Consider the following 14366-nt stretch of genomic DNA (forward strand, 5'->3'; position numbering starts at 1 on the left):
GTGGTTGTGATGTCTGATCGTTTGACGGTCCTGACGTCTAAGAGCGTCTTTACCGGTACGGGGGACCTGCCGTTTGAAGGTTTCGTAGCGGTCCGTGGCAATCGAATTGAGGCTGTTGGCACCAAGTGTGAGCTAGCTTCGTATTTGACCCAGGCGGACGAGGTAGTTGACCTGGGCGACCGCACCGTCATGCCTGGCCTGATCGATGTGCATACCTTCTATACAGGCTGGGCGCTGCGGACGTTGGGGCCTGATCTGTCCGGCATCGCTGATGCCAAAGAGGCCGTGTCGCTCTTGCGTGCATGGAAAGAAGATCGTCCGGATTGCGCGGCGGCTTTTGGCCACAACCTACCCGAAACGTTGGCATCGGATGCCGAGAACGCAAATACAGCAGCTGTGTTTGACGAGTGTTTTGGCGATATCCCCGTCGTCTGCTTTACACCGGGCGCGGATACCTGTGTTCTCAATGCTGCCGCCAGTGCGCGATACGGCTTCACACCCCAGGCGTGCTATGCCGAGAAGATCTGGCGCATGATGAGCGATTTCCTCGCGCTGCCCGAGGTGCGTGCAGGGTATTCGGACTACATGAGCATGCTTAACGAACGCGGCGTTACCGCCATCAAGGAGATGGCGTTTGATGACTACTACGGCTTTGCCGACGAAATGGCTCGCCGTGAGGAATCTGGTGAGCTGACGGTTCGCGTCTCTATGATGTCGCAGCCGGTGGGTGCCGGTGCAAATCTTGCATATGCCCGCGAGGCACGAGAGCGCTTCCGGGGACCGTTCGTTCGTTTTTCTGGCTTCAACCGTATGACCGATCGCGGCGTATGGGCGGGGCTTGCCGAGATGATAGAACCCTATGAGGACTCGGCCGATGCGGGCGCTGCCGGCAAGACGGTCGTCGAGGAGCCAGAGTGGGATCTGATTGAGAACGAGCTGCGTGCAATTGATGCTGACGGATTCCGATATTCCTTGCATTGCCAGGGCGATGGCGCCGTTCGTCGCACCGTGGCGCTCTATGCCTCGCTGCCTCGAGACGAGCATGGACGGATGCTTCGCCGCCATGCGATTACCGATCTCGAGAACTCTGACCCGACCGATCTTGTCGAGTTTGGCAAGTTAGGTGGAATTTGCGAGGTCTATCCGCAGATTCTGACGCTGGACCGACGCGAGGATTGCCTGTCGATGATGCGTCGACAAATTGGCGAGACGCGACTTTTGCACAGCTGGAATCGCCGCGGCATGGAAGATTCCGGATGCACAGTGTGCTGTGGAACGGATTTGCCGCTGCTGATTCCGAGCCTGGGCGAGTCAATCTACAGCGCGTGCGGCGGATTCTTCGCCGACGGACTGCCTGTGAATGAGGTCAACACGCTGACGCTTGTCGAGCTCTTGCGCGCTTGGACTGCCGGGGGCGCGTACGATCTGATGCGCGAAGACGAGCTGGGTACGCTCGAGGTCGGCAAGCTTGCCGATATCTGCGTGCTCGATCGGGATGTGTTTGACCTCGATTATCGCGACGCACGCGATCTTGCGGTTGATATGACGATGTCGGACGGACAAATCGTGTTCGATCGAAATAAGGAGGCATAAGATGTCTGAATCCAAACCGACGCTGCGCCGCGAGCAGATTGCGGGCATGAATATCCACTACATCATGTGGTCGCTCGATTACTTCCTTGATGTGCAGCAGCGTTTGGGCTTTGAGTCCATTGAGCTGTGGTGCGCAGAGCCGCATGTGACGCTCGACCATACGGGCTACTTTGAGGCTGAGGTCCTGGCGAAAAAGGCTGCAGACCGTGGGCTTAGGTATCGTACTCTGTGCCCCGAGAACGTTGTCTATCCTTGGCAGTACTGCGCACGCAAGCCGCTGCATGAACAGCGCAGTCTGGCGTACTTTAAACACGGCATTGAGCTTGCCGAGGTACTTGGGTGCGACCGTATGTCCATCAACTCGGGCTGGGGCGACTGGGACGAGGACCGCGAGGAAGCCTGGAAGCGCAGCCGCGAGCACTTGTCCATTCTGGCGGAGTATGCCGGCGAGCACGGTCTGGTGCTCACGATGGAAAGCCTGCGTCCCGAGGAGAGCAACCTTGTGACGACGGTTTCCGATGCGAAGCGCATGATTGACGAGGTCGCGAGCCCGTACTTACAGCCCATGGTTGATACAACCGCGATGGGCGTTGCAGGCGAGACGCTCGAGGACTGGTTTGCCGCCTTTGGTGATGGGGCAATTCACGAGATGCACTTTATCGACGGTGACCCGTATGGCCATCTGGTGTGGGGCGATGGCAAGCACGATATGGACGCCTTCGTTGCCACACTCAACGCCCATGGTTTCGACGGCATGCTGGGCCAGGAAATCACGGACGGTCGTTACTACGATGACCCGGCGGCGGCTGATGCCAAGAACATGGCCGCATTCGAGAAATATCTGATTGACTAAAACAACTATCGGCCACGCAACCAACGTCATTGATTGCGGCCCAAACAAGAAAGGAACTGGATATGAACGCACACGATCTGATCAAAGAGGCAATTGCCGAGAAGGGCAAGTTCGACAGCGTCTACTGGATTGCTTGTGGTGGCTCCATGATCGATTTGATCCCGGCTCACGAGCTTCTGCAGCGCGAGGCAACCACCTTCACTTCGTATATCTATACGGCTCGCGAGTTCGATATCATGCGTCCGCGTCGTCTGGGCGAGAAGTCCCTGGTCATTGCTTGCAGCCACAGTGGCAACACCCCCGAGGTCGTTGAGGGCTGCGAGATTGCCCTTGCCGCCGGCGCTACGGTGATCGCCCAGACCGACAACGCTGGATCTAAGATCGACTCCGGCAGGTGGACCACGTGGGTCTACCCATGGGGCGAGGGCGTGCCGCAGGCTGAGGTCCCCGCTGGCATTTCGCTGTCGCTTGCGGCCGAGCTGCTCGATCAGCAGGAGGGCTACGCCGATCTTGCCGATATGTATGCCGGTATCGCCGAGATGGATAAGATTCTTCCCCCGGCACGTGAGAAGGTAAATGCCGAGCTGGGCGATCGTTTTGCCAAGCTTTGCCAGGAGCACGAGTTCTTCTATATTCTGGGCAGCGGTCCCAACTTTAGCCAGACCTACGGTTTCGCTATCTGCTCTCTTATGGAGATGCAGTGGCAGCACTGCAGCTACATCCACTCTGCCGAGTACTTCCATGGCCCCTTCGAGGCTACTCAGGATGGCGTTTTTTACTTCCTGCAGATGGGCTCCAGCGAGTGCCGTGCTATGGACGAGCGCGCCCTGGCGTTCCTTAAGACGCATACCGATACGCTGATGGTGCTCGATGCCAAGGAGTACGGTATGGAAGCCGTGCCGGCGAGCGTCCGTGCCTATCTGGACCCGGTGCTGTTCTACGCCATGAACTGCGAGCTGCGTGCTGCACGCGGCAAGGTGTTTGATCACGATCCCGATTTCCGTCGCTATATGGGTGTTGTCGAGTACTAGAAGGGACAAAGGCCATGGCATTTAACGTTAACGCGCTCGGATTTGGCGACAACGTCGTCGATCGCTACGAGCATATCCACACCATGTATCCTGGCGGCAACGCGGTGAACTTCGCCGTTTATGCCAAGAAATGCGGTGCCGCACGTTCCGCATACATGGGCATTTTTGGCAATGACGCCGCTGCCGAGCATGTCATTGCAAGCCTCGAGGATGAGGGTGTCGAGCTTGACAAGTGCGAGCAGATGATTGGCGAGAACGGAGCGGCTCGCGTGACCGTCGTTGACGGTGACCGTGTCTTCCTCGGCTCCAACGAGGGCGGTATCCGTGGCGATGCGCGCTATGTCCTCGATCGCTTTGACCTTGCGTACATGAAGCAGTTCGATGTGGTTCATTCGGGCAACTATTGCTTTACCGAGCGCGAGCTGCCCAAGCTGAAGGCTGCGGGCGTCACGGTCTCTTTTGACTTTTCGGACGACTCCACCGACGAGTACTACGAGCAGATTGCACCCTACGTCGATTTTGCCTTCTTTAGTGCGGCGGATGCCGCGAGTGAGGACGAGATTCGCGAGCGTCTGGCATGGGTGAAGGGCCTGGGTCCGCGTTTTGTGTCGGCTACGGCGGGTGCCGAGGGCTGCATTGCTTACGACGGCGAGCGTTATTACCGCCAGCTGGCTAAACCGGTAACGGACATGAAGGACACCATGGGAGCGGGCGACTCGTTCCTCACTTCGTTTTTGATGTGCTATCTCGATTCCGCCAAGCGTGGAGAGGATGGCGCCGAGGCTATCGAGCGCGCGCTCGACTTTGCTGCCGGGTTTGCCTCGACCGTGTGCGGCATGGAAGGTTCTTGGGGCCACGGAGCACCAATCGTCGAATAGCCGAGCGGTCCCGGGGAGGTGCAGGATCCTCCCCGGGACCTCGTGTGCAAAAAATGCCAAATATGAGTACTGTGACTAATTTAGTCGCAGCAAAATCAACCCCTTCAGACGTGATTTGAGCGCCTGGAGGGGTTTAAGATTTGCGAAAACGCAGGATGAATGACTGTAAAAGCTTTAATTAGCGGACAATCGAGGATTATTCTGGCGGTTGGAAAGTTAAAAGAAATGTATCCATTCCGGTAGCAGTACTCATATTTGGCATTTTTTGCACACCAGGGGTTAGCGAAGGTCAAAAAAAGAGCGCGCATTTGTTAAAACTATCGACTCGATGCGCTTTGCGTCGCAGTTTTTGAGCGAGGTGATGCGTTCTGAGGTCCTTGTGAGCGACCTGATGAGCGACTGCGCGCTTGTTTCTGTGTTTGGCTCGGCCGGCGCATCGGTCTCGAGCAGTAGGCGGTCGAGTGGAATCTGTCGTGCGTATTCGCGACCGCGCTTGGTCGCGAGCATGCGTTCGTTGACGGAAAAATAGCAGCCCGCATTACGCGCGCGGGTGAGTTCGTCCGAAGTGCCGCTAAACCAGTGGAAGATGATAGCGGGGGAGTCGGGGTTTGGGATGAGTAGTCCATGCGATTCGAGGACGTCCAGTACGGCTCCTGCCGAACGAACGGCGTGAATTGATATCACGCGCCCGGTAAGAGGATGCTGCACGAGCGCATCGCAGAGCCGGTTAAGTGCCTGTATTTGTAGCGGCTCACTTCCAGCAAAGCGCGCGGAAAAGTCGAGTCCGACTTCGCCGATGTAGCGTTCTTGGGCAGCAACTTCGCAAAGCAGATTGACTTCGGCAAAACCGCAGTGGCCATCGGCGAGCCACCAGGGGTGAAGCCCAACGCCGGCGATGATGCCCGGGTGGCGACGAGCGCGCTCGTTTGCGGCCGAAAAGTCGCGTGGATCGACGCCGCAATCAAATAGACCCAAGCCCAGCGCCGTTGCCTCATCGGCAACGGCGTCCGGGTGAGCCATTAAATCAAGATGGCAGTGTGCATCAAATAACCGGGGCTCCATCTCGGCGCGCTCCGCTAGTCCAAGCGCTGGCCATCGGCGCGCACGCGCTCGGTGCCGCGGCCACTGATCTGGCGGATAACCTCGCCGGCAATCATCTGGCCCATGATGGGCGGCATAAAGCTGGCGGTTCCGAGCTCGGTGCGCTCGTGGATATTGGAAGGGTCGCGGGGCTGTGTCTTAACCGATTCCTCGCAGCTAAACAGTACATGCAGACTCTTGATTCCGCGCTTCTTGCATTCTTTGCGCATGATGCGGCTCATGGGGTCACGTACCGTATCGAAAATGTCGGCAAAGCGGAGGCACTCGGGATGGAGCTTGTTGGCCCCGCCCATGGAGCTAACCAAACGAATGTCGTGGTCCTGAGCATATTTGGCAATGGTGAGCTTGGCCGAGATGGTGTCGATGGCGTCGACGACGTAGTCGAGCTTGCCGTCCGTCTGCTCCAAAACGCTCGCGAAGAACTCGTCGATATTGTCGCTCAACAGGTATTCGGTGCGCTTGATGACGGTAGCGGCTGGATTGATGTCGTGGATCATGGCTTCCATAACATCGACCTTGCGCTTGCCGATGGTGCTTTGAAAGGCGATGGCCTGGCGATTGATATTGCTGGGCGCGATGATGTCCTTATCCAGAATGACGAAATGACCAATGCCGCCGCGGGCAAGTGCCTCGCAGCAATTGGAGCCCACACCTCCGCAGCCGAGCACCAGCACCGTGGCGGCGGCGAGTTTGTCGAGTGCCTCGCGGCCCATGATGATCTCGAGCTTGGTGTCGCGTGTCTCGTTGGGGGTTGCGGCTGTGGTTTCGGTCATAGACATCCTCCGATGGGGAAGCGAATCGTGTTTTAGCTATCGTCATTATAGGTATTATCGCGATTCCATTTGAGCCCTAGGGGCTTGTTGAAATGAGGCAGTGATTCGCATAAGATGAAGCAGATGGCACCCGTTGCCGCGGGTTGGCCAACTCCCAAACACGTTTGTAGCGTGAGAAGTGGCCGTCTTCGCATTACGCGGGGGCGGCTATTTCATTCGACCTCCAATGTGGATGCCGAGCTCCACAGCCGCGATTACAAGCAATAACAACGTCAGGACATCGTCAATACTCATAGTCCATCTCCTTCTCGGGTAGAGGGAGCTGGCCCATCTGCTTCAACTTCCATTGTAGCTAAATACGAACGAATGTTCTATAGATGTTCCTGTATTAGATAGTTAGACAAACATCTAAATATCGAGTATAGTGTGCGCGTCATGAGAGATGATGAAAGGGGGTCTTATGCCGGGAGAGGGTTTTAAGGCGCTTGCCGATCCAACGCGACGGCGCATTTTGGAGTTGCTGCGCGAGGGCAATTGCACGGCGGGGGAGCTTGCCGAGCATTTCGATATCAGTAAGCCGTCGCTGAGCCATCACTTGGCGACGCTCAAAAACGCCGGGTTGGTAACCGACGAACGTCATGGTCAAAACATCGTATACAGCTTAAACACTACCGTCATGCAGGACTTGATCGGTTGGTTTATGGGCTTTACAAACACGGAAGGTGATAAGGATGAATAACGAAAACAAGGGCATTCACCCCACGGGGGTATCGTCGCGCGTGTGGATTGCGCTGGTCGCTCTGTGCGTCGCCAATGTCGTAGCGCATCTCATGGTGATGCCGAGCTTGCCTGGGCAGATTCCCACGCACTGGGGCGCGAACGGCGCCGTCGACGGTTGGGGTCCCAGCTGGATGGCCTCCGCGCTCGGCGTGCTGCCTCTGGCGCTTCTCGCAATGTTCTGCGTGGTGCCGCGCATCGACCCCAAAGGTGAGACATATCGAACCTCGGGCAAGTTCTACCAGGGCTTCGTAATCGCCTTCACCTTGTTCATGTGCGCGATAAGCTGGCTGGGAGAGCTTACGGTCTGGGGCGTGGTGCCGGCGGTCGGTTCGGTTAACGTGCTGATTTCCGGTGTTGTCGGTTTGCTGTTCATCGGCGTAGGCAACTACTTGCCGCGTGTGAAGCAGAACTATACGCTCGGTATCAAGACACCCTGGGCGCTTGCCGATCCCGAGAACTGGCGCCGTACGCAGCGTTTTGGCGGCGCCTGCTTTATGGTGCTGGGTATTGGCCTGATTGTGATGGGCGTGGCAGGCAGCGTGCTTTCGAGTGAAGTCGTCGCCGCGGTGATTGCGGTTCTGGCGTTTGGTTCGGTCGGAGCCGTCTACGTCTACTCGTATCTGCTGTGGCGCAAATCGCAGCGGGCCGTTCGCTAAGGTTGCGGAAAACTAGCGTACGCAGTTCATGGTATGTTCCGGGGGACTTTTCCCAGGTAGTATTAGGGGGTGTGGGCAACCATGCCCCTTTTTATTAGAACGCGTGGACTGCCTCTCCGCTTTTTCCAAAACGGAGAGGGGGAGAAGATTTCCGCAGCTAGATAAGGAGAAATGACTGTGGCGGAGTTCATTTATCAGATGTATCAGGCTCGCAAGGCCCATGGCGACAAGGTAATCCTTGACGACGTGACCCTGAGCTTCTACCCCGGTGCCAAGATCGGCGTCGTGGGCCCCAACGGTATGGGCAAGTCGACCCTGCTCAAGATCATGGCCGGCATCGAGGAGGTCTCCAACGGTGATGCCAAGCTCACCCCCGGCTACACCGTGGGCATCCTGCAGCAGGAGCCGCCGCTCGACGACGACAAGACCGTCATCGAGAACGTGCGCATGGCGTTTGGCGACATGATCGCCAAGGTCGATCGCTTCAACAAGATCGGCGAGGAGATGTGCGATCCGGACTGCGACATGGACGCCCTCATGGCCGAGATGGGAAAGCTCCAGGACGAGATTGACGCCGCCGACGGCTGGGATATCGATTCCAAGCTCGGCCAGGCCATGGACGCCCTGCAGCTGCCCGATTCCGACATGCCGGTCAACGTGCTCTCCGGCGGCGAGCGCCGTCGCGTGGCCCTGTGCAAGCTGCTGCTCGAGGCTCCCGACCTGCTGCTGCTCGACGAGCCCACCAACCACCTGGACGCCGAGTCGATCCTGTGGCTCGAGCACTTCCTGCACAACTACCAGGGCGCGGTGCTTGCCGTCACACACGATCGCTACTTCCTGGATAACGTTGCCGAGTGGATCTGCGAGGTCGACCGCGGCCACCTCTATCCCTACAAGGGCAACTACTCCACGTATCTGGAGACCAAGGCCGCGCGTATCGAGGCACAGGGCAACCGCGACGCCAAGCTCGCCAAGCGCATGGAGGCTGAGCTCGAGTGGGTACGCAGCTCGCCCAAGGCTCGCCAGGCCAAGAACAAGGCCCGTCTGGCTCGCTATGAGGAGATGGAGGCCGAGGCGCGCGCAAGCCAGAAGCTCGACTGGACCGATATCCGCATTCCCGTCGGGCCGCGTCTGGGCAACAAGGTTCTCGAGGCCCATCATCTGCACAAGGAGTTCGATGGCCGCGTGCTCATCGACGACCTTTCGTTCACCCTGCCGCGCAACGGCATCGTGGGCGTCATCGGCCCCAACGGCGTCGGTAAGACCACGCTGTTCAAGACGATTGTGGGTCTGGAGCCGCTGACTTCGGGCGAGCTCGAGGTGGGCGAGACCGTCAAGATCTCCTATGTCGATCAGAACCGTTCCGGCATCGACCCCGATAAGAACCTATGGGAGGTCGTCTCGGACGGCCTGGACCACGTGATGGTGGGCGAGACCGAGGTTCCCAGCCGCGCGTACGTGGCGAGCTTTGGCTTTAAGGGCCAGGACCAGCAGAAGCGCGCCGGCGTGCTCTCCGGTGGTGAGCGCAACCGTCTGAACCTGGCGCTCACGCTCAAGCAGGGCGGCAACCTGCTGCTTCTCGACGAGCCCACGAACGACCTCGACGTCGAGACGCTGTCCTCGCTCGAGGCGGCGCTGCTCGAGTTCCCGGGCTGTTCGGTGGTCATTAGCCACGACCGTATGTTCCTGGACCGCGTTGCCACGCACATCCTGGCGTGGGAGGGCACCGACGAGAACCCGGGCAACTGGTATTGGTTTGAGGGCAACTTTGAGGCCTATCAGGCCAACCGTATCGAGCGCCTGGGCGAGGACGCAGCCCAGCCGCATCGTATTCACCGCAAGCTGACGCGTGACTAGATTGTTACGCGGTTTTCCAAACCGCGTAACTGCTCGACGCTGCGCGGGCCGCAAGCACCCCATCTTGCCGTTCAAACCGTCGCTCGCGTACCGAAGTACGCGTCGCTCCTCTTTCACGGCAACCTGGGGCACTTGCGGCCCGCTCGCTGTTGGTCACGGAACATCGATGAATGCTAATAAAAACGGCTCAAATCCGGGTTTGGATTTGAGCCGTTTGTCGTTACTGCTCGGGTTCTTCGACTTTGTCGATGGCCCAGGTGGCTCCGAGACCGCCGGTGGTGTTGCGGCGGATGCGCACGGCAACCTCGCGGCGCTCGCCGGCCTGCGTGTAGTGCAGGGGGAAGCTTGCGCGGTTTCGCGCGGCCTCGATGGTACCGCGCTCGCGGGCGATCCAGTAGTACTCGCCGACGATGCCGAGCGTGTCGGCGCCGTAGGGGAGATAGGTCGACAGCTGGTGCAGAAGCGGGCCGGGGCAGAAGACCTCGGTTGCGAAATCGATGGGGAAGTCCTTGGGGATGGTCGGTGCTGCGGGTGCGGGGGCCGGTGCTGCAGCGGGGGCCGGAGACGGTGCCGGTGCGGGAATTTGGTCGCAAACAGCGGCGGGCACGGATTCGATGACGGGTGCGGGCTCCGGCGTCGCTTCCGGCTTGATCGTGGAATCTGCGGGCTCCAGCGTCGTCTTCGGCTTGGTTGTGGAATCTGCGGGCTTCACGGTGACGGGCGCGTCTGCAACTGCGGTTTCAACCTCAACCTGCGTCGCGTTCTCGTTCTCGACGCTCGACTTTGCCTCGATGGGCGTGGATGCCATGGTGGTGATGCCGGCGTTTGCGTTCTCGGGGTCATAGACGACCGTGAGTGAGATGGCAGGCTGCGGTGCCTCGGGCTCCGATGCCGCCTCGGTAGCGTCCTGTTCTGCGGGCTCTTCGGGCTGATCGTCCTCGGCCTCGTCGCCAAAGACATCGCTGTTTTGGAGCGCAGGCGCCTCAGGTTGGCTAGCGGCTTCTTCGGGTGTCGACTTGGGAGCCTCGTTGAGCTCCGTAGTGGCTTCCTGCTCGGATATGACTTTGGGATCGGTCGTGGCGGCGATTTCGGTTTCGGCTTCTGCCGTTACCTCAATAGCGACTTCGATCTCTGTCTCGGGCTCGGGCTCCGGAGCGACTTCGGCCACGGGCTCGGGCTCGGGACGCTTAACGTGCTTAGGGCGCACGGCCTTGAGGTCCTTCTCGCCGCGCTTTTTCTTTTTGTAGGACTGCTTGGCTCCCTTGGCTGCCTTGGGCTTATCCTCGCCCTTGGCAAGGGCGGTATCCCAGGCATCGTTGGCGATGACGGTGGCATACAGGCGACCGCCCTTAAAGACGGTCAGCTTAATGCAGTCGTCGAGCTCCTCGAGCAGCTCGCGCGTGGACTCGAAGCCCAGGTCATAAGCGGCCATGTCACCAGCGACGAGTGCCTCCTCGACCTGCGTCATAAACGTTTGCTTGCCGCATCCGATTGCATCGCGCAGTAGGCGATACAGATAGATGTGGTTGCCCAGCGAAAGCGTGGGCCTAACTATTGTCTTGCTCATGGCAAATCTCCTCTTTACACACCAAAGCATCTTACCATCGCGCGGGGCTTGCTACCTCGGCGTCCAAGGTAAACGGGCGCGACCGTTGCCGGTTCGCGCCCGTTATGCAGGTCGGTTATCTATGAGAGGCAAACGTGCTTAGTTGCCCGACGTCGTGCCTTGGCTCGAGCTGTCAGATGCCGTGCCGGAGGCGGTTCCGCCCGAGCTGTTGGTGTTGCCGTTGTCGGTAGATCCCGTGCCCGATGTATTGCCGCTCGTCTGGTCGCCCGTGCTCGGTTGAGAGCCGTCGGTCGTTTGGCTTGAGTCGGTTGTGCCGGATTGCGTACCGTTGTTGTTCACAGGAGATTCGGCGCCCTGCGACTGATCGGGGGCGTTCGGGGACGAATCGGTAGATGCGGAGGTGTCCTGCGAGTTGTCCTGCTGGCTTTGCGATTGGCTTGAGCTGTCCGCGTCGTGCTCGGCCGTGCGCGACGAAAGGATTGGCTCGGGACGCTCGCCCAGACCCTCACCGGCGGTGGTGATAAGGATGGCGCCGGTGCAGGCGATGACCGCGACGATGGCGATGGCGATCGAGAAGACGATGACCTTCTTTTGCGTCTGGCTGCGCTCTGCCGCGGCCTTGGCGCGCAGGCTGTTAGGGGCGACGCGGGCCGTGGTCGCGCGCCCCGCAATCTGGCGCATCTCCTGCGTAGTCGCGGCGCCGCCCAGGTGCTCCTCGGCATTAAACTCAACGGGCTCGTAGGCGCCGGCGGGGTAGTCGACGTCGGCGTGCGTGCCCTTGAGGGCTTCGGCGCTGGCAGAGATAAAGTGGCGGTAGACCTGCGAGGACACAACGGTGATGACCGAGCTCACAGCGGCACCGATCACCGATCCGGCGATACCGATCTTGGAGGCAAGCGCGACGCTCGTGGCGGCAGCTGCGGCGCCGGCGATGATCTGGGGAATGGAAATGTCGTCAAACAGGCCCTTTTTGGGCGCGATGGCCATGGTCTGTCCGATGGAATGGTTCTCGTGCACGCCGTTGTTGAGCGATGCCGGCGTCATGACGCGCGTGCGCGGCGCGTCGGTGTACTTGGTTGTCATACGGGGTCCTCCCGGTGTAAATCTGCTTCGTTTCGTGTAGCCATCAGGGTACCCACCAGATGTGAATCGTACGTGACATTTAACAGATACCATCAACTCATCAATAGCTCACCAAGTTGGTGGGATGCGGTTGCGCCCGGCGGTTGAACTACAATAGGGCTTGCTAATTGTGTTGAATGGCGTCTACGCACGGGAGCACTCTTATGAATCTTCACCTTTCTCAGTCTGATGGCTTTTTGCGTGTGGCGGCGGCCTCGCCGCGGATTCGCGTAGCCGATGTCGAGGGCAATGCCGAGGTTGCGCTGGCGGCTGTTCGCGAGGCTGCCGAACGCGGCGTTCGCGCGCTGGTGCTGCCCGAGCTCAACTTGTGCGGCTATACCGCGGCCGACCTGTTCCATAACCGCACGCTGCTGCATGCCTGCGAGGCTGCTCTGGTGCATATCCTCGATGAGACTCGTGAGCTGCCGATTGTCTTTACCGTTGGCTTGCCCGTTGCGGTGGCAGAAAACATCTACAACTGCGCCGCCGTGTGCTGCGCGGGCGAGCTTTTGGGCCTTACGGCCAAGAAGTATCTGCCCAACTATGGCGAGTTCTACGAGCGCCGCTGGTTTGCTCCGGGGCCCGCAGATCCTGTGTGGGTCGAGTTTGCCGGTCAGGGTCCGGTTCCGCTGGGTTCGGGGCTTGTCTACCGCTGCTGTGATGAGGGTGCTGAGGACCTGGTGCTGGGCGTCGAGGTCTGTGAGGACCTGTGGGTACCTGCGCCGCCCTCGACCGAGATGGCGCTTGCCGGTGCCACGGTGATTCTCAACCCCTCCGCTTCCGACGAGATCATCGGTAAGGCAGATTACCGACGTAGCCTCATCTCCAATCAGAGTGCGCGCCTCTACTGTGCCTATGCCTATGCAGACGCGAGCGAGGGCGAGTCCACGACCGATATGGTCTTTGCGGGCGAGAACCTCGTCTACGAAAACGGCTCTAAGCTGGCGGCGACGAAGCTCCTTACCTGCGATATGGCGGTTGCCGATGTTGACCTCGACCGTCTGGTTGCCGAGCGCCGTCGCTCGACAACGTGGACGCGCGCGGACGATGCGCCGGAGGCCACAACCGTTGAATTTTCGTTTGAGGGCGTGCTGGCCAAAGAGCCTGTCCTGCGCGATGCACTCGACATCGACCGTGTCTTCCCCCGTGCTCCCTTTGTGCCGGCCGACCACGGCGACTTGGCAGAGCGCTGCGAGACGATCCTCGATCTGCAGACTGCGGGCCTCAAGACCCGCCTTGCCCACACGGGTACCAAGGCTACGGTCATCGGCCTTTCGGGCGGCCTGGACTCCACGCTGGCACTGCTTGTAACCGTGCGTGCCTTCGATGCGCTGGAGCTGCCGCGCACCGGTATCACAGCCGTGTCCATGCCTGGCTTTGGCACGACGCATCGCACCAAGTCCAATGCCGAGTCGCTTGCCCGCGACCTGGGTGTGAGCTTCCGCGAGGTTTCGATCCACGCGGCTGTGGAGCAGCACTTCAAGGACATTGAGCACGATTCGGCCGTGCAGGACGTGACCTACGAGAACAGCCAGGCCCGCGAGCGCACGCAGATTCTGATGGATCTGGCCAACCAGGCTGGCGGTTTTGTCATCGGTACGGGCGATCTGTCGGAGCTGGCGCTCGGCTGGGCTACCTATAACGGAGACCACATGAGCATGTATGCCGTCAATGCGAGCGTGCCCAAGACGCTTGTGCGCCATCTGGTGCGCTATGCGGCTGATGTCTTTGGCGGGCGTATTGCCGAGGTCTTGCTCGATATCCTCGATACGCCGGTATCTCCCGAGCTTCTGCCGCCCACGGGCGACGGCGAGATTGCGCAGAAGACTGAGGATTTGGTGGGCCCGTACGAGTTGCACGACTACTTCCTCTACTACCTGCTGCGTTTTGGCTTTGAGCCGGGCAAGATCTACCGCATGGCGCTCAAGAGTTTCGAGGGTGTCTACGACGCCAAGACCGTCCACACGTGGCTGCGTGCGTTCTATCGTCGCTTCTTTGCCCAGCAGTTTAAGCGCAGCTGCCTGCCCGATGGTCCCAAGGTGGGCTCGGTGACGCTCAGCCCGCGCGGCGATTGGCGTATGCCGAGTGACGCCAGTTCGCGTCTGTGGCTTGCGCAGATCGACGCGCTCAATCCAATTGACTAAGGTTGGCTAAA

At 59.6% G+C, this 14366-nt stretch carries 12 protein-coding genes; 8 read left to right on the forward strand and 4 right to left on the reverse strand.

Translation table 11 applies throughout. From position 1 onward, the window contains the following. Window positions 1-9: 9 nt before the first annotated feature. The 4 genes from AAA138_RS04180 (at window position 10) to AAA138_RS04195 (ending at window position 4355) form a co-directional block, all read left to right on the forward strand. Window positions 10-1593: an amidohydrolase family protein gene (locus tag AAA138_RS04180; protein WP_118081839.1), complete on the forward strand. Its 1584-nt coding sequence runs from the start codon at window positions 10-12 to the stop codon at window positions 1591-1593. 1 nt (window position 1594) lies between these two features. Further along, complete coding sequence (locus AAA138_RS04185; protein ID WP_117745875.1) at window positions 1595-2446, forward strand: sugar phosphate isomerase/epimerase family protein; 852 nt, start codon at window positions 1595-1597, stop codon at window positions 2444-2446. 62 nt (window positions 2447-2508) lie between these two features. Further along, window positions 2509-3477 carry an SIS domain-containing protein gene (locus tag AAA138_RS04190; RefSeq protein ID WP_329737823.1) on the forward strand — a complete coding sequence of 323 codons (969 nt, stop codon included), beginning with the start codon at window positions 2509-2511 and terminating at the stop codon, window positions 3475-3477. Between the two features lie 14 nt (window positions 3478-3491). Next, on the forward strand, window positions 3492-4355 hold the full coding sequence (locus AAA138_RS04195; protein ID WP_138374647.1) for a PfkB family carbohydrate kinase: 864 nt from the start codon (window positions 3492-3494) through the stop codon (window positions 4353-4355). A 279-nt stretch (window positions 4356-4634) separates the two neighbouring features. Here AAA138_RS04195 and AAA138_RS04200 read toward each other — a convergent pair whose 3' ends face one another. Both AAA138_RS04200 and AAA138_RS04205 read right to left on the reverse strand, forming a co-directional pair. Then, window positions 4635-5417: a TatD family hydrolase gene (locus AAA138_RS04200; protein WP_118081837.1), complete on the reverse strand. Its 783-nt coding sequence runs from the start codon at window positions 5415-5417 to the stop codon at window positions 4635-4637. Between the two features lie 14 nt (window positions 5418-5431). After that, on the reverse strand, window positions 5432-6229 hold the full coding sequence (locus tag AAA138_RS04205) for a tRNA threonylcarbamoyladenosine dehydratase (RefSeq protein ID WP_118081834.1): 798 nt from the start codon (window positions 6227-6229) through the stop codon (window positions 5432-5434). A 460-nt stretch (window positions 6230-6689) separates the two neighbouring features. Here AAA138_RS04205 and AAA138_RS04210 point away from each other — a divergent pair, with 460 nt between their 5' ends. From AAA138_RS04210 to ettA, 3 genes are all read left to right on the forward strand, one after another. Beyond that, the gene (locus AAA138_RS04210; protein ID WP_022094448.1) at window positions 6690-6968 is read left to right on the forward strand and encodes an autorepressor SdpR family transcription factor; all 279 of its coding nucleotides are present in this window, start codon (window positions 6690-6692) and stop codon (window positions 6966-6968) included. Beyond that, window positions 6961-7665, forward strand: a complete 705-nt coding sequence (locus AAA138_RS04215) for an SdpI family protein (protein ID WP_349089671.1) — start codon at window positions 6961-6963, stop codon at window positions 7663-7665. Before AAA138_RS04210 ends, AAA138_RS04215 begins: the two co-directional genes overlap by 8 nt. 177 nt (window positions 7666-7842) lie before the next feature. Beyond that, window positions 7843-9522, forward strand: a complete 1680-nt coding sequence (ettA, locus tag AAA138_RS04220; RefSeq protein WP_349089672.1) for an energy-dependent translational throttle protein EttA — start codon at window positions 7843-7845, stop codon at window positions 9520-9522. 220 nt (window positions 9523-9742) lie between these two features. On the opposite strand, the gene AAA138_RS04225 is transcribed toward ettA, so the two are convergent. Beyond that, a complete protein-coding gene (locus tag AAA138_RS04225; RefSeq protein WP_349089673.1) occupies window positions 9743-11089 on the reverse strand; it encodes a hypothetical protein in 1347 nt (448 codons plus the stop codon). 138 nt (window positions 11090-11227) lie between these two features. Further along, on the reverse strand, window positions 11228-12172 hold the full coding sequence (locus AAA138_RS04230) for a hypothetical protein (RefSeq protein WP_349089674.1): 945 nt from the start codon (window positions 12170-12172) through the stop codon (window positions 11228-11230). A gap of 203 nt (window positions 12173-12375) precedes the next feature. On the opposite strand from AAA138_RS04230, the gene AAA138_RS04235 reads away from it, so the two are divergent. Next, window positions 12376-14355 (forward strand): NAD(+) synthase, encoded by a 1980-nt coding sequence (locus AAA138_RS04235; RefSeq protein WP_349089675.1) that lies wholly within the window; start codon window positions 12376-12378, stop codon window positions 14353-14355. Window positions 14356-14366: the final 11 nt, after the last annotated feature.

Origin of the sequence: Collinsella sp. CLA-JM-H32B, from assembly GCF_040098065.1 — a bacterium.
Classification (GTDB): domain Bacteria; phylum Actinomycetota; class Coriobacteriia; order Coriobacteriales; family Coriobacteriaceae; genus Collinsella.